This window comes from Paenibacillus sp. CF095 (assembly GCF_900101225.1).
Classification (GTDB): domain Bacteria; phylum Bacillota; class Bacilli; order Paenibacillales; family Paenibacillaceae; genus Paenibacillus.
The window spans coordinates 208,021-230,062 of record NZ_FMZN01000003.1; the positions used below are offsets into that span (position 1 = coordinate 208,021).

Here is a 22,042-nt window from a genome sequence, read left to right on the forward strand (position 1 = left end):
TTGGACTTGATATTCAGGTGAAAGATATATTAGCATTTCCAGTCATCGGAGAATTGATGGTATTAATTAGAAGAAAGAAACGTTTTAACCTGAATAGATCTGATGCGGAAGGTGCTGTTCAACGAACACCTATTATAGATTGGTTTTTCGCATTGAATCTAACAAATCCTCATTATTATCTGCAGTCTGTGCCATTGTTTTTAAAACCTGATATAACACCGGAGCAAATCAAACGTGCAGTAATGGAAATTACAATCCACCATGATACGTTGAGGCTAAAGTTGGATCCAGTTTCAGGTCTACTTCATTATAATAATGAGTTGTACGAAAGTAGCTCTTATCTTGAAATAGTGTCGTCCAATGGTTATACGGAAGATGAGAAAGAAGAACTACTTGGTAGACATTGGGCTGCAACTAAACAAAGCATTAATTTAGAAACTGGTCCTTTATTTAGATGTCTGCTCTTCCCTAATGCTATTGAACAAAAGACTCTACTCATTATAACAGCTCATCATGTGGTTATTGATGCAGTATCATGGCGTATCCTGTTAGAAGACTTAAATCGGATATTGAATGCAATTGTTAATGAAGCACCACTGCCCCAATTGATACGAACTGATTCTTATCAAGATTGGGCTGCATCGATAACAAATTTTATTGCGGATGATGTTATTAATGAAAAGGAGTATTGGAGAAATATAGTTAACTCCTTTGAATCTCCTCTGGAAGTAGATTATGAGGCTGAAGGTAGCAAATTGATTGATACAATCACCAAGCATGCCACACTAAGTACGAATGAAACTGTACAACTATTAACTAGTGCTAACTTGCCTTACAACACTCGAGTTGTGGATCTTGTAATTGCAGCTCTAATGCTGACTTGCAATCATCTTTATAAGAAATCTTACTTAACAATAGAGATGGAATCACATGGACGTGAACCCAATATAGGTGATGTAGATCTATCCCGCACAATTGGATGGTTCACTTCAATTTATCCAGTGAAATTAAATCTACCCGATACTATGATAGGCGAACAATTAAAGTCGATAAAAGAGCAACTACGTACCATTCCAAATCAAGGAATGGGATTTGGCATGTTAAAGCTTGAAGGCTTGGTTAAATCCCTATCCAAACGTACGATTCGATTTAACTATCTAGGAGAAATAGATGATTGGAACATACAGGGTAGTCTATGCGAACTTGCTGATTATGATACTGGAGAGGAACAGGATCCTGAGAACCAGTTCACTCCTTTGCTAGATATGATGCTTTATGTACAGAATAAACAATTTCATATGAAGCTTACCTACAGCTCTAAAGAGTTCAGTTACACAAGTATTGATCAATTTATCAATCAATACGTTGAACAGCTTCAACGTCTCATTCATCATTGTTGTGAAAAAGAAAACTTAGAGTTCACACCTTCTGATTTTAATACAATAAAAATAGATCAGTGCGAGCTAGATAGCTTATTTTTATAAGGTAGGAATCCAGATGAAATTTAAATCTCAAATTATTTTAAGCATCCTAGTCGTAATATTAATTAATCTCTTGTCATCCAACTTTGTTTCATACGGTGATCAGGCTCGGGATCGGAGCGAGCTACTTAGTCATTATATAGATGAGCGAAGGACAGCATCTAAAATCCCTGGATTAGCAGTAATTGTTGTTCAGGGTGAAGATATCGTTTATGAAAAATACTCAGGTTACAGTAACTTGGAAAATGAAACCCCAGTTACGTCCAAAACACTTTTTGAGATGGGATCCAATACCAAGGCATTCACTGGATTGGCTATTTTGCAACTAATAAATAAGGGACTACTAGAATTAGAAGATCCCGTTAGTAAATATTTACCCTGGTTTTATATGAATGAAAAAGGTAAGAAAGTAGATCTGACGATCAAGCAACTGTTGTATCATACCTCTGCAATTTCGCCTGAAACAATTGGAGATATTCCTGAATCTAATGAGGACGATGCACTCGAAAAAACAGTGCGTATGCTAGTTGGGCAAGAACTACGACAAGTGAAGAAATACGAGCCTGGTGAATCTTTTATTTATGCAACTATAAACTACGACGTACTGGGTTTAATTATTCAACAGGTAACAGGTGAGTCTTATGAAAATTATTTGCAGAATCAGGTTATACGACCTCTCGGGTTAAATAGTACCTTTATAAATCATGAAGATGCTGTTAAAAGCGGTTTGGCTACGGGATATAAACTTAACTTTCTACGCCCCTACGCCTATGATGCTCCGAGATATCGGGGGAATATTCCTGCAGGTTACTTATATTCTACCCCTTTAGATATGGCGAGATGGATGCAAATTCAACTGGGAGTAGTTAAACCGCCTGAAATAGATCAATCATTAATTGAATTTTCGCATAAAAAAGATACTACTGTACCTCCAGGTATGGATGGCTCCTCCTACGCTGCGGGATGGTTCATTTACCAATCCGGAAGTGGGGAAATATCGCATGGTGGTAGCAATCCAAACTACTCATCGTACATTTCAATGCGTTTAGATGGGGACATCGGAGTGGTTGTCCAAGCGAATATGAATTCTGAACATACTGAAGCCATTGCACGTGGCGTGATGTCCATTATGCGTGAGCGTGTTCCAAATGAACCCCTACCAGATACGTATAGCAAACTAGATAAAGTGGCAACTGCAGTAGTGATTTTTGTTAGCGTTGTAATTCCATTAATTTTGTACCTAATTGTAAGTATTTTTGTGGACATTTTTAAGGGAAGACGCCGTTGGAAGGGAATGGACATTAAACAAACTGCTCGTTTATGTGTAGTGATATTAATGTTGGCTCTATATTTAATTGCTCTGTACAAAATGCCACTTATTTTGTTTGAAAAACTACCATGGAATGCGGTTTATGTATGGTCGCCTTTTACGTTGATACCGGCAGTGATTGCCGCAGCGGTATTAGGCACAATTTATACTATTTATAGTTTATTGTTGATGCTTTTTCAAGGTGATCGACAAAAAATGTACGTACCACTAGCGACACTTGGAATTATTAGTGGGTTTGGGAATGCATTTATTATTTTTGTAATTAATCAGTCTTTAGGAAGAGATGACAACTTAACTAACGGTCTTCTTTATTATTTTGTCTTCGGTATTCTTTTGTATGTCCTTGGTCAACGTTATATAAGTATCAAATTAGTCAAATTGACAAACAATTTGGTCTATGAAAAACGAATGACGTTAATTAAACGAATTTTAAGAATGCCATACGAATACATGGAACGTATCGAAGATGGGCGTTTACATGCGGTATTAAATAATGATACAGAACAAGTCAGCGGATCTGTCAACGTTGTGATCTCTGGTGTTATCAGCCTAGTAACCTTAATTTGTTGCTTTATATATTTAGGAATGCTCAATATATATGCCTTAATTATTTCCATTGTTGTTATTGCTGCATTAGTTTTACTCTATTTTCTTATGGGCCAAAAAGCTGAAAAGTCGTGGGAAGAAACGCGTGAGATTCAGACAGTCTTCTTTCATATGATTAATGATTTGTTAAAAGGTTTCAAGGAACTTCGATTAAACCAACATAAAAATGATGAATTTGAAGTTGTTATGAATCGCCGTTCGTCGGCATATAGGGACAAAAGAACAGAAGGAGATGTTCGATTTGCAAATGTAAACGTTATAGGTGAGTTGCTATTTACAATTGTCATTGGGGTTGTCGCTTTCTTTTTTCCAATAATATTTCCAAATGTACTATCTTCAACAGTACAGGCCTATGTGTTTGTATTTCTGTATATGACAGGTCCAGTGAACGGAATTTTAAATGCATATCCACAGTTTTTGCAAATAAGGATAGCTTGGAAACGTATTCGTAGTCTCAACGATGAGCTCTCAAAACATCAAGTCACATCTATCTCCCAAATTGAAATGTTTGAAGGGACTATAAGTTTGAACACAAGAAATGTTCATTACGGGTATCCCGGTGAAGGCAACAATCATTTTGAGGTAGGCCCCTTCGATCTGTCCTTTCAATCTGGTTCGATAACATTTATAACAGGAGGAAACGGAAGTGGAAAAACGACATTAGCCAAATTATTAACAGGATTATACACACCCACTAAAGGCGAGATAATCGTTAACGGTAAGCAAGTTACTTCAAAGGAATTAGGTAGTTTATTCTCTGCAGTATTTAGCGATTATTATTTGTTCGATCGTTTGTATGGAATAGATTGCAAGGGGAAGGAAACGAGAATCTCCCAACTACTACAACGTTTTCAGTTGCAGGATAAAGTTGCGATTCAAGATGGTTGTTTTACTACGACTATGCTGTCTACAGGCCAGAAAAAGAGGTTGGCCTTGTTACTTTTATATTTAGAAGACAGACCAATCTGCTTATTGGACGAATGGGCTGCAGATCAAGATCCAGAGTACCGGCAATATTTTTATCATGAGATTCTTCCAGAATTAAAGGCAATGGGAAAATGCGTAATCGCTATTACGCATGATGACCGTTATTTCAATTTGGCTGACTCACTTATAAAGTTAGAACGTGGTGAACAGGTAAATATCTAATTTTTTCATAGAAACTGCGCCCTAGTAAAGGAGAAAATGAAATGGATGAGAAAAAAACAAAATTAAAAAAGTATCTCGCACGATTTTTTCGTAAGCATGAGATACAAGATGATGATAATATTTTTGAACTGGGTATTGTCAATTCTCTTTTTGCGATGCAGTTGGTCATGTTTGTGGAAAGTGAACTCGAAGTCCCGCTTGAAAACAGTGAACTTGATATGAAGAATTTTCGTAGTATTAATGCCATTATGGAGTTAATCGAGTCAAAGACATAAAGGGATAAAAGTTGGAAATGAGTGGACTTGAAGTGAAAGGATAGGTGTGCTTATTTATGAGAGCACGTTCAACAACACCGATTATACGTCAAGAAAAACAGAAAATAAAATGCCTGGTGTGGGATTTGGATAATACACTTTGGGAAGGTGTACTTTTAGAGGATCCGTATGTAAAACTTAAAGAAAATGCTTCAGATATTGTTAAAGAATTAGACCGAAGAGGTATACTTCAATCAATTTCAAGTAAAAACGATCACAATACAGCATTAGAAAAGCTCCAGGAGTTTGGACTTAGTGAATACTTTCTATGTCCACAGATTAATTGGAATAGCAAATCTTCTTCTATAAGTATCATCCAGGAAAAACTTAACTTTGGAATGGAGACGTTTGCTTTTATTGACGACCAACCTTTTGAACGTGAAGAAGTCGCATATGCCCATCCGGAAGTTTTGTGTTTTAACAACGAAGAGTTGGATGAACTATTGAACATGCCCGAAATGATGCCACGGTTTGTTACAGACGAATCAAAGGACCGTAGAGGAATGTATATAAACGATTTCAAGCGAAAAGAGGAGGAAGAAAAGTTCACCGGACCTCAAGAAGAGTTTCTCTCCTCTCTAAAAATGGAAATGCGCGTTGAGCCTGCACAATTGGAAGATCTGAAACGGGCCGAAGAACTTACGGTCCGTACAAATCAATTGAATACAACCGGCTATACCTACTCTTTCGAAGAACTAGAATCATTCGTTAATTCTGAACGCCACCAGTTGTTAGTTACTTCTTTAGAAGATAAATATGGCACTTACGGGACAATTGGTCTTACATTAATTGAAATGGATAAAGGATGCTGGACACTTAAGCTGCTTCTGATGTCGTGCCGAGTGATGTCGCGTGGAGTTGGTTCAATTATGTTAAATCTTTTGATGAAAAAAGCACAGCAGGCAGGGGTTCGCTTGCAGTCTGAGTTTGTTTCAAATAATAAAAATAGGTTGATGTTTATTACTCTCAAGTTTGCAGGATTTGTAGAGATCGGCACGTTGGATAATAGCATCATCCTGGAGAACGATCTAACGAACATTGGAGAAATACCTGAATACGTAACTTTGGAAGTTATAGATTAGGAGAGGAACTTGATGAAGAATATCGCTTTTTTATTTCCGGGTCAAGGCTCACAATATATAGGAATGGGGAAAGAACTCCATCAAGAATTTAATATTGTCAAGGAGACCTTTGATGAGGCAAATGAAGTATTGGGTTACGATTTGCGAAAAATATGTTTTGAAGGAAGTCTTCGGACACTGAACGATCCAGAGAATATGCTACCCGCCATCTTAACCGTAAGTGTTTCATCGTATCGGGCATACATGGAAATGGTTGGTGAAGAAGCCTCCTTTATGGCTGGTCATAGTTTGGGAGAATACTCAGCGCTGACGTGTAGCGGAGCTATTTCGTTTGCTGACGCACTTAAATTAGTGCATCTTCGGAGCTCTCTCGCAAAACAAGTTAAAAATGGAATTATGTCTGTCATTAGTGGAGTAAACCGTCAAGATGTACTTTCTGTTTGCAAAGAGCAAGGGGAACGGGAAGAAATAGTAGCGATAGCATGTTGGAACGGTCCCGACCAATTCGTAATCTCGGGTCATGAAGATGCAATTGCAAGAGCTGAAGATCAATTGGCACTTTTAAATGCTCAAAGCACACCTATATTAATGACTCCACCCTTTCACAGTCCACTAATGTCAATCGTTGTGTCTCAATTAAAAGAAGAGCTTGAAAAGTATTCATTTGAGAATTTTCGAGTTCCTGTCATCGCTAATGTGACTGCGCTTCCCTACAAAGATACGCAAGATGTAATTAATAACTTGACACTTCAACTGACAAAAACGGTTCGTTGGTCAGAAACCATTGCTTTTTTGCAAGAGCAAGGAATTGAAAAGACTATTGAAATGGGACCGAAAGCTGTACTCACAGATCTGATGCGTTCTCATTCACCGATTATCTCTTTATCTTATGGACAAAAGGATCACCGGCAGACTATTGTGGAAACTCTGAAGTCAAATCAGCCAGGCAATGTTTCAACAGTAGTTACTCGTAGCTTGGCTGTAGCAGTTGCGACGAGAAATAAAAATTTTGATTCTGAACAGTATCGAATAGGTGTCGAAGAGCCTTATGAAAAAATCGAGAAATTACAGGCTGAGTTAGAGGAGAAAGGTCTATATCCTACTGTAGAACAAATGAAAGTAGTGCTATCGTGTTTGAGTCTTATTATGAAGACTAAAGGTGCGTCGGAGGACGAGCAATTGCGAAGGTTCCGTCAAATTTTGAGTGACACGGGTACAAGCAAATTACTTTCGGAATTTCCATTTTGTAAGGAAAATCAATAGGAAAATGTGATAACCTAGCCCACTCCCCTGAGAATATTTTGCGGAGGCATATATGCTTAAATTTCAAGGTCTTACCCTTAAAGATGTCGATTTGAATGTTTCTGTAGAGGAAGTAAATGAAATCTCTCCCCGGGATATAGCTATCATCGGTATTGGGCTTGATTTGCCAAATTCCCGATCGAAAGAGACATTTTGGGATATGATTCGGAATGGAAAAGACTACATTAAATCTATTCCTGAATATAGGAAGAAGGATACGGATCGCTACCTATCTTTAAAAAATATTGAACATAGTGAATCATCGTATGCCCAAGTCGGATTTCTTGAAGAAATCGATAAGTTTGATTATCGTTTCTTTAACTTGTCGCCAATGGAGGCCTGTTTGATGGATCCTGGCCAACGACTTTTTCTTGAATGTTCATGGATGGCATTAGAAGATGCGGGGTATGCAGGTAATAAAGCTAAAGGAAAAGCAATAGGTACTTATGTTGGACAAAACACAAATTTACTTGAAAATTACTATCAATACATTCGTGATGTGAACCCGGATCTCATTGGATCAGCCCTACCAGGTAACATTTCCGGTATGGTAGCGAGTCGGATTTCATATTTTTTAGATTTATCTGGCCCAAGCATGGTGGTAAATACAGCTTGTTCTTCATCCTTGGTGGCAGTTCACCTCGCTATTCAGGCACTACAAAACAAGGACTGTGAAATGGCCCTTGTAGGTGGTGTGAATATCAATCTTTTACCGCTTGAGACTGAGATTAAATTGGGTAAATCTAAAGAACATCGGGCGTACACTTTTGATGATAGAGCTGAAGGTACTAGTGATGGGGAGGGAGTCGCTGCCGTCTTACTTAAACCGTTAAAACAAGCGGTTGACGATGGGGATAATGTTTATGCAGTTATTAAAGGTTCTTCCATTAACCAAGATGGAAGAACAAACGGTATAACAGCCCCAAGTGCTCGGGCCCAAGCCAACGTGATCGATCGAGCTTGGAAAGTATCTGGTATTAATCCAGAAACGATTCGATACATTGAAGCTCACGGGACTGCAACTGAACTTGGTGATCCTATTGAAATTGCAGGTGTGACCGAAGCATTTCAGCGTTATACAAATAAGAAACAATTTTGTGGTATTGGTTCGATTAAGACTAATTTTGGACATTTAGATGCAGCTGCAGGAGTTGTAGGATTAATCAAGATGGTCCTTTCACTTTATTACAAAGAGGTGCCACCTTCAATTCACTTTACACGACCAAACCGCAAAATACCGTTCTACCAATCGCCTGTGTATGTTCAAGATACATTAGAGCCCTGGGCGGCTTCATCCTGGCCACGCCGTTGTGGTATTAGCTCCTTTGGTATAACTGGAACTAATGCGCATGTAGTACTAGAAGAAGCACCGCTAATTAAAAGAGCAAGCGTTTCAAACGGACCACGTATTTTTACTATCTCGTCTAAAAGCAGAGCCACATTAAAAGCTTTAGTTCAAGAGTATGTCCGTTCATTGAAAAGAGTAAATGAAGAGGAATTTGCTAACGTTTGTTATACAGCATGCACAGGTAGAGGACATTTTCATCATAGATTGTTAATTATTGCGGAAACTTTAGAGGACCTAATTGAAAAACTGCACAAAGTCGAGAAACAGGAGTTAGGAACAGAAATTGAAGGTGTATTTTATCAACAACATAACGTAGTGCCCATTAATAAACATCAGCGCGAAAGAGGAGATTTAACTGAAGCTGAAGTTAGAGAGTCTAGTGCAAAGGCAAGGCAACTTTTAGAACAATTTTTAATAATCGACACGAAACAGTCAGTTCTTGAACAGATTGGACATCTTTATATTTCAGGGGCCGAAGTGGAATGGGAACTATTATTTGAACCATCATCAAGACGCACTGTTAGTTTGCCGTTGTACCCGTTTGAACGGAATAGATGTTGGCTTGAAATCTCATCAGCTTTAAACACGGATGACCTCTTATACAACGTCAAATGGGAAAATAAGCCGAAGTTAACATCTGAAATTACAACCTGGAAAGGACCGATACTTCTGTTCAAGGGTAATGGAAGTATAACAAACGGTTGGGTGGATGCATTGCGTAAATCAGGTGCTTCTTTAATTACGGTTGAATTTGGAAAGGAATTCAAACAAATTGATGCGTCTTCTTTTTCGATCAGTACAGCTGAAGAGGACTTCAATAATTTAATGGGATATCTTAAAGATAAAAGAATAGCCTATATCTTATATTGCAATTCCATGGATGACAGACAGAGTCAAATTCCATTTGAGGATACTGTAGATCAAAGTATTAATAGCCTATTCTATCTAATGAAGGCTGTAAGTCGGACACATGCTGAATCCTTGATCGAGATTGTGCTGATAAGCCCAGATGTTCATGAGATCACTGAGCGTGAGGAACAGTTACGACCCGTTTATGCAGCAATGTTCGGCTTAGGAAAAACCATTACAGTAGAACACCCTAAGTGGAAAATTCGTTGCTTGGATATAGACAAATCGTTGTACGGGGACCAGTTTTTAACTGAGATACAAGATGAAACCCCACCTTATATGGTCGCTTATCGTGAAGGTGAACGATATTTACAATATCTAACAACGCCAACGATAGAAATTGGTGATATAAATAATATTCCAATTCATAGCGAGGGTATTTACCTTATCACTGGTGGTACCGGAGGAATAGGGCTAGAAATTGCCAAATGGCTAGTATCCAAAAACAATAGAGTATCCATTGTTCTAATCAATCGAACTCCTTTCCCAGAGCGAAGTGAGTGGGAAATGTCGGTAACCAAACATCATAGTAAGATATCTCAAAAAGTTAATACTATCAAAGAATTAGAGAAATTAGGGGCTACCATCGTATTGGGTGCTGTTGATGTAGGAGATAAACAGGCACTCCAACAATTCATAGCTTCCCTAAGGATGAAATATGAAATCATTAATGGTGTCATCCATTGTGCTGGGGTGCCTGGGAATGGAATGCTTTGGTCTAAAAGTCACACTGATTTCGAAGAGGTAGTCAAACCCAAACTTCATGGGACAGTATACTTGGATGAAGTTACGAAAAATGATCGTATGGACTTTTTTGTGATTTGCTCAGCCATGACAGCAATTACAGGTGGATTTGGACAAGGAGACTACGCTTCTGCAAACGCTTTCGTTGATGCGTTTGCCTTTTCAAGAACAAAACACGGTCGGAAGACATTAGCTCTGAACTGGTCTGTTTGGGCTGAAACAGGTATAGGGGTTGATTATGGAGTAGTGGATGAAGAACATATCTTCCATTCACTTCGAACACAGCAAGCTATTGATGCTTTGGAAGTAGTACTAAATAGTCCATATGCACAAATGGCTGTTGGTCAAATCAACCATGAAACATTTATGAAAGTACGACCGTTGTTAGAGGAACCGAGATTTCCTATTCGTCTTCACAATGATTTGTTGTTTAAACTCGACAAATTAACCGAAAAATCAGGGCTAAGTCTATCCAATTCTTTGTCTCCGTCATCCACGATGAAGGTTGAACTTACTGGTCGTACAAACGATGATTATAGCGATTTAGAAGAACAAATCGGTCAGATATGGTCTGAAACAATGGGAATTCATATAATTAGCATCTATGATTTGTTTTACGATTTGGGCGGAGATTCAATTTTTGCTACAAAAATCGTAAATGCTATCCAAGAGAAAATGAATTTACAAATAAGTCTCGTTGAGTTCTTACAGAATCTCACGATCGCCGGACTCGCAGATTTTCTTTCCTTAAGGAGTCTGGAGAACGAGGCTAACTCAACGTCTTTGTCTCCTCTTATACCGGTGCGGGGAATGGACAGCTATCCGGTAACAGCGGCCCAAAAACGACTATACTTCTTACACGAATTACGACCTGAGCAGCAAGCCTATAACATCACAATGGTTCTTCGAGTTGAAGGGAATCTTGAGTATGAACGGCTAAAAGGTTCTTTTCAGAAAATTGTAGATCGGCATGAAGCTTTGCGAACATATTTCGTTGTCGAAAACGGTGAGCTTATCCAAAAAGTTCAATCTTCATTAGCGGTATCCATTCAGTTTATTAAAGCTGATGAAGAAAAAGTGCAATCAATTATAAAGAACAATATTCAGCATTTTGATTTAGGTAGCGTACCTCTTCACCATATTACAATAATTGAGACAAAGCCGGGTGTTCATATTTTTGTTGTGGATCTGCACCATATCATTAGTGACGGATTTTCAATAGGTATTATCGCAGAAGAATTTAAGAAGCACTACAACAATCAGCAGGTACCTCAGCTTGCGATACAGTTTAAGGATTATGCTGTTTGGCAGAATGAGCGGATGAAAAGTGAAGAGATAAAGCATCAGGAGAATTTTTGGCTATCCAAGTTTAATGATAGGTTGCCGGAATTGGAGTTACCGACTGATTTTCCAAGACCGTCTTTACAAAGCTTTGACGGTGATAAGTTAGTCTTTAGTGTTGATTTTTCTAAAACAGAATCATTAAAACAATTGGCTTCGCGTATGCAAGTATCCATGTTTATGTTACTACTAGCTACTTATAATATTTTTCTTGCGAGAATAACCGGACAGAACGATATTATCGTTGGATCGCCAATGGCAGGACGCACAGTTCGTGAATTGGAACCTTTAATTGGCATGTTTGCTAATACTTTAGCTTTTCGAAATTCCCCGGAAGCCAACATGAGATTTTCGGAGTTTATATCGCAGGTTAAGGTAAATACGTTAGAGGCATATGCAAATCAAGATTATCCATTAGACCAGTTGATTGGATTTCTTGGGCTTGGGAATCAACTCAATAGAAATCCTCTTTTTGATACGATGTTTGTTATGCATAACGAATATGACAGCCGTCAGATGGATGATTTTGAATTATGTGTATCTTCCTTTCCAATTACCCACGGCAGTACAAAAGTGGATTTAACTTTGGAAGCATCTATTGAGGAAGGCAAACTCGAGTTTGTTTTCGAGTATTGTACCGATTTATTTCACCTGAAAACAATTGAAAAGTATGTTGAACACTTTTTGAATGTATTAGACAAGATACTTTTGGACTCAGATATTTTTTTAGAGGAGATTATTTCTGGTCACAAAACTAAATCGGATAACTCCCATCTAGCAGATAAAATTCAATTCAATTTTAACTTTTAACATCATTAATGTAGCATAAAGGCTCTTATAAAGGAGAGGAATTTATGGAAAATGGATTTTATTTATCAACTTATTTGGAAATCAATTCGTATGGTAATATTTACAAAATAGCTCAAAGACATCATCATAACTTGTCATTGTGGCGTAAAACAGATTCACGAATTGAATTAGTCCATTATTGGGAATTAGAAAGGATAACGGGAATAAAAAAGCATCGAGTTTCTTTTTTTGATGTAGAACAAGCCAGAAATTTCATTAATAATTTGTTGGCTAATTATAATCTTTCTTTGAATGATATAAAAGAAGTATGGGGGACTCCTGAACTTCAAACCAGTAATGATTACTTTGATGAAAGTGAACTAGGACAAATCACTTTCCATGCTATGAGTCATCTTTTCTCCTCGTTATTGTTAGACTCAGACATTTTCTATAATGAAGATATGTTAGCTTTATCTATTGATGCTGGATCAGACAATTTAGTTAGTGATATTTCTGATAAGCAAGAATACGCTGGTGCAATATCAACTAAGGGAGATGTTTCTCTTTTTCCAGTATCTTCTCCAGGAGTTCTATGGAATGTAGCAAGAGAAACTTTTGATTTAGAAGAAGGATCGTTGATGGCACTTGCATCGGCTTGCAAAGAAGAGATAGAGTTTCCATTCGATAATAATCTCTCTTTGATGAAAAATACTGACGGGGAGATCGCGAAGACATATATTGAAAGTTTAATTGGCTATGCTGAGGATCATTGGAGTGAAATAGATCAAGACTCAAGCTATCTAACTTTAGAAGAAAGAAAAATTTCTGTGGTCATGAAAGAAATCCAAAAGACTACAGTAAAAATAATGGAGAATACTATTGATCACATTATCGGTGATTATCATTTGGATCCTACGAACACATATTTAGCTTTAAGTGGTGGAGTAGCGTTAAATTGTCCTATGAACAATGCATTGATGCAGAAGTATAACTTTAAAGGATTCGTTGCTCCCCCATGTGTTAATGACACAGGTCAATCGTTAGGAATTGCATTGTATGCATTCTACAGAAAAATGGAAGCATTAGAATTCAAACTTAATCACGCATTTTATGGTGACCAAGATAAAACAGAAAAATTATTAATTAATCCAATTTATGAAAAATTCATCAAATCAACTGGACTTTTTTCACCCCATATTGCAGTAAAGGATATTATTCAAGAGCCAATTGTTTGGTTTGATGGAGCCGCGGAAATTGGCCCAAGGGCATTGGGAAATCGGAGCATACTTGCAGATCCAAGAAACCCACATTCAAAGGATAAATTAAATGAATATAAACAGAGACAATGGTGGAGACCTGTTGCACCCATTGTGCTTGAATCTGAAATGAGTAATTGGTTTGAAGGGGCGTACCCTTCTCCATATATGCTCCATACATTTCAAATTCGAAAAGATTGTATTGAAAAAGTTCCGGCTATAGCACATTTGGATGACAGTGCAAGATTACAAAGTTTAAGTGAAGCTACTGAACAGACTAGACTATATGCATTGTTAAATGAGTTTTTGAACAGTACTGGCGTTCCTATTATCTGCAACACTTCATTAAATGATAAACAGGAGCCCATCATTAATACAGTCGAAGAAGCAATGAATTTTGCCTTGAGAAAAGGAATAAAGATTGCCTATTTGAATGGGGTACGGATTGAACTGCATAATCATACACAATACGATATTGAAAAGCCACTTCAAAGAAAGCCAGAGGTAATTATAAATGAAGAGGAGTTGGAAAATCTTCAGAAAACGATGAACCCTCATAATATTCCTCTTGAAGGGATCACAAATTACTTGGTGCGCTACTACCCAAGAGGAAAAGAGCTAGATCTGACGGATCGGAAAAACGCAAGATTTCTTACTCTTGATGCGCGCTTTTTAATGAAGCAAAACAATATTAAGAGTATAACTTTTGATTAAGGATTACTGCTATTGATGCATGAGAGGAGTGATTATACTTGGATGAGCTTTCTGATTCTCTCAAAATACTCGAGAAAGAAAAGACTTATTGGATTAATAAACTGGCTGGTGATACAACGATGAGTGGATTCTTTCCGGACCATAAAGTAAGTAACCAAGATGGTTATCAAACTTTGCTATTTCCGATAAATAAAACACTGGTTGATAAGATGAAGGAACTAGCTAACCACTCAGAATACGCTATATTCACGATTTTTGTTACGGGTGTAAATGTACTACTTAGCAAGTATACAAATAACCACAATGTAACTATAGGTATGCCTATGTTTAAGACCGAAAATATGGATTCTCATCAATATCATTTACTAAAAACCTCTATTGATCCTGAACTAAGTTTTAAAGAGGCACTGTTGAATACTAGAAAATCCATAGTAGAAGCAGATGACAACAAACGAATTCCAATTAGTCAGTTATTTGAAATAGCAGGTTTGCCCATGGAAGACAAGCCACGTTTTAATACATTAATTTTTCATAGCAGCATTCACGATATTGAACGCGTAGAAATTACGAACGCGGAAGTGAGGATCGGACTTGTTGTCGAAAACGATAAGATGTCGATATCTATTAGCTGGGCATTGAATAAGTTTTGTAGTGCAACAGTACAGAAATGGGTTGAACAATTATCTCAAGTTTTAGTTCGTTCAATCTCACAGCCAAGCATTCAGATTTCAAAACTGGATTTTATCAATAGTAAGGAACGTGAAGACCTTACATTTAATTTTAACCAGACGGAAGCAAATTTTGATGTTGGAATGACTCTGCATCAACTGTTTGAAAAGCAAGCAGCTTGGACCCCTGATCGAATCGCTGCAGTATTTTCTTCAGGAAGTCTAACCTATCGTGAACTTAATACTAGAGCAAATAAACTCGCATCAACGCTTAGAAGCAAAGGTGTGGGACCTGATAAGCCGGTAGCAATTCTAGTCGAACGCTCTGCTGAAATGATGATAGGTATATTGGCTGTCCTGAAAGCAGGTGGAGCTTACGTACCATTAGATATCAATTATCCAACGAATCGTATCCAATATTTATTACAAGACTGTGGTGCTGGTTTACTCCTGACATGCGGGCATGTGTCCTCACCGAAATTATTTATGGGGGAACAGATAGACTTATTGAATGAAGCAGCGTTTCAGGGCGATGGTGTAAATCTACCAGGAACAGCAGGACCAGATAATTTGGCCTATATAATCTATACATCTGGATCAACGGGGAATCCTAAAGGAGTCATGATTGAACACCGCTCTGTAATTAATCGTATTCAGTGGATGCAAAAACGTTTTCCGTTATCAGCTGATGACGTAATTATACAAAAGACACCGGTTAGTTTTGATGTTTCAGTTTGGGAGTTGTTCTGGTGGGGAATTTCAGGAGCCTCTGCAGTGTTTTTAGAGCCCGGGGCGGAAAAAAATCCAGGATCTATCATTGAATGTGTGAATGATCATCGCGTAACTGTGATGCATTTCGTACCTTCTATGTTACATCTCTTTTTAGACCATGTTGCTGAGTCAGAGGCACCACAACAACAGCTAAAAACACTCCGTCGTGTTTTTACCAGCGGTGAGGCTTTGCAGTCTAAGCAAGCCGCTCGCTTTGGCCGGCTAATAAAGGATACGTGGGGGACGGAGTTAGTTAATCTGTATGGTCCTACAGAAGCGACAGTCGATGTATCATATCATGAATGTACATGTAATGAAGATGAAGAAAGTATCCCTATTGGAAAGCCAATCGATAATACATTCCTGTACGTTTTGGACAATCAGCAAAGTATTCAACCAATTGGGGTTCCAGGTGAATTATATATTTCGGGCGTTGGTTTGGCACGTGGTTACTTGAATCAACCTGAATTGACGGAAGAACGTTTTATAAAGAACCCTTTCGTACAAGGTGAACTCATGTATCGGACTGGAGATCTGGCAAGATGGCTACCATCTGGAGAAGTCGAATACTTGGGACGGATAGATCATCAGGTGAAAGTACGAGGTTATCGGATCGAACTCGGTGAAATTGAAACTTGTTTGCTTCGTCAAGAAAAGGTTCACGAAGCAGCCGTTATTGTAAGGGAAATACAGGCAGGGATGAAAGATTTATGCGCATACTTTGTAGCCGATGATAATTTAAATACTGTGGAAATTAAAAATCATCTAACAGAGAGACTTCCATCGTATATGGTCCCAGCTCACTTTATGAAACTAAAGGCAATGCCACTGACACCGAATGGAAAGTTGGACCATAAAGCTCTTCCTGTTCCCGAGTCACATAGGGAGCGTGAAACGTACGTTTCGCCGCGTACTAACACTGAGAGGCAAATAGCTGAAGTTTGGCAGGAAGTAATGGACTTAAAGGCTATCGGGATTGATGAACGCTACCAAGACATCGGTGGAGATTCCATGAAGTCCATTCGTATTCTGTATTTCATTAACAAAATTTTTAAATCTGATTTGAAATTACTGGATTTCTACCAATATGCTACAATCCGAACTTTGGCGGGGTATTTGGATAAAAACAGATTTGTATTAAATAATGAGCGTTTACAAGAAGCGCATGAATGGCTGGAAAACTGGCGTATAGACATGATAAACTCTCCGTTTGGAGCTACGCTACAAGGTAGGGAAATCGAAGACTTCTATCCACTTAGTGACATACAAGAAGGAATGATTTTTCACTCTATTAGTCAACCTGAGGATCAGTTGTATCATGAACAGTTTATATATGAGTTCGAAGATAAGTCATTCTCAGAAACAAAGCTTATTGAGGCATTAGAACGAATGGTTCAAAAACACTCGATAATGCGCACAACATTTAATGTATATGATTACCCAGATCCAATTCAATTGGTCCAACGGTTAGTACAACTGGATGTTGAAGTTTCTTCTCTTGAACATCTTACAAAAGAAGCTCAAACGACGTTTCTTATTTCATTTCTAGAGGAAGATCGAAGTAATCCATTTTTGGGAGAGGTCGTAAGTGCGAGCCCGATGTGGCGTATGCGTGTGTATCGTTTAGATGAACAGAGATATTGTTTAGTATGGATTTATCATCACGCTATTTTAGATGGATGGAGCAATGCATCATTTATAACTGAGCTCTCACAAGTGTATGAGAACTTAAAGCAGGGAGATACAAAATTTGAGTTGCTTCGTAACAGTTATAAAGATCTTCTTCTTGATCAGTGGATAGTTAAGCATGATCCGGAAGTTCTAATTTATTGGCAGCAAGAATTAAAAAATTACCGTAGATTTCAGTCACCTTTTCTTCCTGAAGTGAATCAACAGAATTCATTCTTACAAAGCAAATTCACTCTAAGCAGTGATGTTAATAAATCACTTATTGAGCAAACAGCAACTAAATACAGCGTCTCAATAAAGACCATCCTTTTTACTGCTTATGCCTGCATGATGAACATGTTTGATGCAGATAATGATTTTGTTGTTGGCATGGTAGTTAACAATCGGCCATTTATTGAAGATGGGGATAAAATTCTCGGCTGTTTTTTGAACTCACTTCCAATTCGTCTGAATATGAAAGAAATTTTAAGTTGGCAAGAGTTGTTGGCTACCATGGATAAGAAATTAGCAGAAGCACATCAATATGGACGCCTACCATTATCACGTATTCAACAAGCAATCAATGAAAACACTTCGGAGATGCTGTTTGATAATATTTTTAACTATGTTGATTTATATGTTTACAATGAATTGTCTTTGCAAAGTCAGAATGATCAAAGTTTAAATAATGTGGTCAATTATGAGCGGACAAATGCTATGCTCCAATTTGATTGTTTTACGGAGAATGAACACATTAACATTGTAATTGGTCATGTAACGGAGATTTACCCCAAGGCGAATGTAATACAAATGATTAACTATTTTGAACAAATTTTAATGGAAATGGTAAAAAATCCAGAAATGTTATTCAACAAAACAATGTTCTTGGCTGGGGAACAACTTTTGACCCTTCGCCAATGGTCGGAAGATTTTGCATTGTCATTACCTGAAGATAAGACGATTTGTGGATTGTTTGAAGCACAGGTACAAAGTAGTCCAGATAAGATTGCATTAATTATTGGGTCGAGCCGGGTAACCTATACTGAATTGAACGAAAAGGTTGATAAGCTTGCTCGCCAACTTGCCATCAGAAGTGTTGGAACAGGTCAAATAGTTGGTATCATGCTTGGGCGCTCGCAAGAGTTAATTATAGGGTTATTGGCAATTCTAAAATCGGGAGCAGCTTACCTGCCAATTGATCCATTATATCCTGAGGAAAGAATACGTCATATGTTAATTGACAGCGGGGCAGCATTACTGTTGACTCAGGAAGAGAGTACAATATTTTCTGGAGAAACTCTTAATCTGTCAGATGAAAGTTTGTTTCAGGAAGAAGTCTCTGTCAATAGCATTCGATCAGTAACTCCTAATGATCTAGCTTATTGTATTTATACTTCTGGTTCTACAGGGCTTCCAAAAGGTGTGCTTATCGAGCATCGAGCAGTCATTAATTTACTTGCTGGGATAGAGAATATCATAGCATTCCAGGAAAGTAAGAGGATCCTTTCAGTAACCACGGTCTCTTTCGATATTTTTATACTTGAAACATTACTTCCATTATTGAAAGGTATGTGCGTAGTAATGGCTGATGCTGAGGAGCAGAATGACCCAGCATTACTCGGAAAGTTGATGTTGCGTGAGGGGGTGCATATGCTCCAGGCGACTCCTTCACGTATAGGCCTCATTCTTGACAACATAAAGGGTGCTGAGGGGATATCGAAATTAACTGAGATCATGATAGGCGGAGAGGCTTTCGGCATAGAACTCGTTCATAAGTTGCGTAATCAAACGAAGGCACAAATTTTTAATATGTACGGTCCTACGGAGACAACTGTTTGGTCGATGGTTGCTGATCTTACAAGAGCTGAAGAAGTTACTTTAGGCAGCCCTATCGCTAATACAGAGATTTTCATCATGGATAGAGGGGGTCAAATTCAACCATTCGGTACAGCAGGAGAATTATGTATCGCTGGAGCAGGTTTAGCTAGAGGTTATCATAGTCGCGAGGAAATGACGAAAAGCAAGTTTGTTTCACATCCTCTTTTACCTAATCAGAGAATGTATAGAACCGGTGATCTTGCGAGATGGGAAGCCAATGGTGATGTCATTTACCTTGGTCGCTTAGACCATCAAGTCAAAATCCGTGGCTATCGAGTTGAAACTAAAGAGATTGAACATATGCTCATGGATCATCCCGGAGTCAATTCTTCGGTAGTGTTGTCACGCAAGAGGGAGGACGAGGTCTATCTTGTCGCATATTATTTAGGCGAAGAGGAAATACCATTCACAATATTAAGAGAATATTTGATCCGAAAGCTACCAGTTTATATGATTCCAAGCTTTTTTGTTCGTTTGGAACATTATCCGTTGCTTCCAAACGGGAAGATCAATCATTCAGCATTACCTTCACCCTCTTTAGAAAGAAGCAGAGTGTCCGCTGGTTTCCGAATAGCATCTAATGCTAAAGAGCTTCGTCTTGCCGAACTATGGCAAGAAGTCCAGGGGCAATCAGTAATCGGTATGGACGAAACATTTTTTGAAATGGGAGGCAGTTCTATCTCTCTGATACGATATCACGCAAAACTTGAAACCGTTTTTCCTAACCAGATCAGCGTAGCTGATCTATTTGCATTTCCAACTATCAGTAAGCTTGCCTTCAGATTGGATCAAGAAGAGAAAAAGTCACAAGTTACCATACAGACGTTAAATTTGCCTGAAAATAGTCTTGTGAATGATGAAGTTAATGAGATGGACAATGGGTCTTTGCGATTTACATTGGACTCGGATATAACGATTGGAATTCACGGTTTGGCTCGTCAGTATGAGGTGGATTCGGAAGACGTTCTACTGTCTGCTGGAATTTATGTGTTTAAGGAAATCACAGAGCGGTCTGTAGTTGCGATACAAGCGATGACTCAACAAGAGAATGAAGTAGTCTCTCTTGAGATTGATTTCAAAAATGTAAAAGATTTTAAACAGCTTTTCAAATCTGTTAGTAGTCATCGAACAGAGGGGATGGCATACGATCTTCGGGAATTTTCACCATTAATTTCTTGGAAAACTGATAGAGAAGTCGCTCCACTCATTTATAATCAAGCCATGGATAAGTTCCGAGAACGATTGAGTCGTGTGTTCCGCTTCACGCTTGGTTATACAATGGAAGATGACATGACAACCTTCACTTGCGAATTTGACAGCAATGTAATCGGACAGAATTTTATAGAGGATTGGATTGCTGGCTATGTAAGACTTCTCCGGTTTCTGACAGAACAATTATTAGAGGAGGCTGTTCAAAAATGAGAAAAATAGCGTTGGTTTTCCCTGGGCAGGGTTCGCAGTATTCGGGTATGGGCAAATTTTTATATGAGAATTATCCCATTGCAAAAAAAACATTTGAAGAGGCTAATATAGCCCTAGGATATGATTTAACTTCTCTATGCTTTGAAGGACCGGACACCGAATTACAGAAAACAGAATTCACTCAACCGGCAATACTGACATGCAGTATTGCCGCATATCGAGTTTACATGCAGGAATTCAACATTTCACCACACTTTATGGCGGGTCACAGTTTAGGAGAAATAACTGCTTTAACAGCTTCAGGTGCAATTCCTTTCTCAGCTGCAGTTCAAATCGTAAGTAAACGCGGGCATTTTATGCAGGAAGCAGCTGCGGTCGGAATCGGAACGATGAGTGCAGTATCCCGAATAAATCCATTCGATGTTGAACGGATATGTAATGAAGTGAGTACGGAAAAACAGTTTGTAACGATATCAAATTACAATACACCTGATCAAACAGTAATTGCAGGTCATGTTGGTGGTGTAGAGGCAGCAGAAAGAAAACTTGTTGAGCTTGGAGCAGATATCATTAGATTAAAAGTTAGTGCGCCATTTCATTGTTCATTAATGAATACTGCAGCATTCAATCTAGAGCAGGAACTAATGAAAATGGAATATAGTGACCCGGAAATTCCCGTTATCGCTAACCATAATGCTCTTCCTTATATTGGTGGAAGTAGGATTGTTCAAGCTCTCACTACTCAAATGACCGAACCCATTAAGTGGAATGACACTATGCAATTTCTTAAAAACCAAGGCATTAATATTGTTGTTGAAGTTGGCCCAGGAACAGTTCTTCGAAATATGATGAAACGGACCCTCAGCGACATACAAAGCTTCTCCTTTGATAAGGAAGAAGATTGGAGAGAACTGAAAAATTTACTTTCATCAGGTCAATTAGTTCATCCATGTTTTATTTCACGTTGTTTAGCTATTGCAGTTTGCACACGCAATCGTAACTGGAACCAAGATGAATACCAGCGTGGCGTTATTGAACCATATCGCCGCATTCAGACAATGTTGGCCGAGATCGAACAAATCGAACAAACTCCGACATTAGAACAAAAGCAAGCAGCACTCGACATGCTTCGGTTAGTGTTTGAAACTAAGATGACATCCATTGAGGAACAACAAGAACGTTTTGAACAACTTTTTGAAGAAACAAATTCGCGCGATCAGTTTCCTGATTTCCAAGTAAATACGTTGAAACAAATGATAACTTAGGAGGG

9 protein-coding genes are annotated in these 22,042 nt (G+C 38.2%); all 9 read left to right on the forward strand.

Annotated elements, in window-relative coordinates:
* Positions 1-56 precede the first annotated feature (56 nt).
* From BLS69_RS32995 to fabD (BLS69_RS23385), 9 genes are read left to right on the forward strand one after another with little or no spacing between them, the layout of a single operon-like run.
* Positions 57-1,484: a condensation domain-containing protein gene (locus tag BLS69_RS32995; protein WP_371129093.1), complete on the forward strand. Its 1,428-nt coding sequence runs from the start codon at positions 57-59 to the stop codon at positions 1,482-1,484.
* A 13-nt stretch (positions 1,485-1,497) separates the two neighbouring features.
* On the forward strand, positions 1,498-4,566 hold the full coding sequence (locus BLS69_RS23350) for a cyclic peptide export ABC transporter (RefSeq protein WP_091036951.1): 3,069 nt from the start codon (positions 1,498-1,500) through the stop codon (positions 4,564-4,566).
* A gap of 41 nt (positions 4,567-4,607) precedes the next feature.
* Entirely contained in the window at positions 4,608-4,841 is a 234-nt protein-coding gene (locus tag BLS69_RS23355) for an acyl carrier protein (RefSeq protein WP_091036954.1), read from the forward strand.
* Between the two features lie 56 nt (positions 4,842-4,897).
* Entirely contained in the window at positions 4,898-5,962 is a 1,065-nt protein-coding gene (locus tag BLS69_RS23360) for an HAD-IIIC family phosphatase (RefSeq protein ID WP_091036957.1), read from the forward strand.
* 12 nt (positions 5,963-5,974) lie between these two features.
* Positions 5,975-7,225 (forward strand): ACP S-malonyltransferase, encoded by a 1,251-nt coding sequence (gene fabD / locus BLS69_RS23365; protein ID WP_091036960.1) that lies wholly within the window; start codon positions 5,975-5,977, stop codon positions 7,223-7,225.
* Positions 7,226-7,277: 52 nt separating this feature from the next.
* Complete coding sequence (locus BLS69_RS23370; protein ID WP_091036963.1) at positions 7,278-12,416, forward strand: SDR family NAD(P)-dependent oxidoreductase; 5,139 nt, start codon at positions 7,278-7,280, stop codon at positions 12,414-12,416.
* Positions 12,417-12,460: 44 nt separating this feature from the next.
* Entirely contained in the window at positions 12,461-14,365 is a 1,905-nt protein-coding gene (locus BLS69_RS23375; RefSeq protein WP_091036966.1) for a carbamoyltransferase C-terminal domain-containing protein, read from the forward strand.
* Between the two features lie 38 nt (positions 14,366-14,403).
* Complete coding sequence (locus BLS69_RS23380; RefSeq protein ID WP_091036969.1) at positions 14,404-20,772, forward strand: non-ribosomal peptide synthetase; 6,369 nt, start codon at positions 14,404-14,406, stop codon at positions 20,770-20,772.
* The gene (gene fabD / locus BLS69_RS23385) at positions 20,769-22,037 is read left to right on the forward strand and encodes an ACP S-malonyltransferase (RefSeq protein WP_091036970.1); all 1,269 of its coding nucleotides are present in this window, start codon (positions 20,769-20,771) and stop codon (positions 22,035-22,037) included. The genes BLS69_RS23380 and fabD (BLS69_RS23385) overlap by 4 nt, the downstream gene beginning before the upstream one ends.
* Positions 22,038-22,042: the final 5 nt, after the last annotated feature.

Coding starts and splice junctions, on each gene's coding strand:
- BLS69_RS32995 (WP_371129093.1), top strand. CDS start 57: ATGGTATTAATTAGAAGAAAGAAACGTTTTAACCTGAATAGATCTGAT.
- BLS69_RS23350 (WP_091036951.1), top strand. CDS start 1,498: ATGAAATTTAAATCTCAAATTATTTTAAGCATCCTAGTCGTAATATTA.
- BLS69_RS23355 (WP_091036954.1), top strand. CDS start 4,608: ATGGATGAGAAAAAAACAAAATTAAAAAAGTATCTCGCACGATTTTTT.
- BLS69_RS23360 (WP_091036957.1), top strand. CDS start 4,898: ATGAGAGCACGTTCAACAACACCGATTATACGTCAAGAAAAACAGAAA.
- fabD (WP_091036960.1), top strand. CDS start 5,975: ATGAAGAATATCGCTTTTTTATTTCCGGGTCAAGGCTCACAATATATA.
- BLS69_RS23370 (WP_091036963.1), top strand. CDS start 7,278: ATGCTTAAATTTCAAGGTCTTACCCTTAAAGATGTCGATTTGAATGTT.
- BLS69_RS23375 (WP_091036966.1), top strand. CDS start 12,461: ATGGAAAATGGATTTTATTTATCAACTTATTTGGAAATCAATTCGTAT.
- fabD (WP_091036970.1), top strand. CDS start 20,769: ATGAGAAAAATAGCGTTGGTTTTCCCTGGGCAGGGTTCGCAGTATTCG.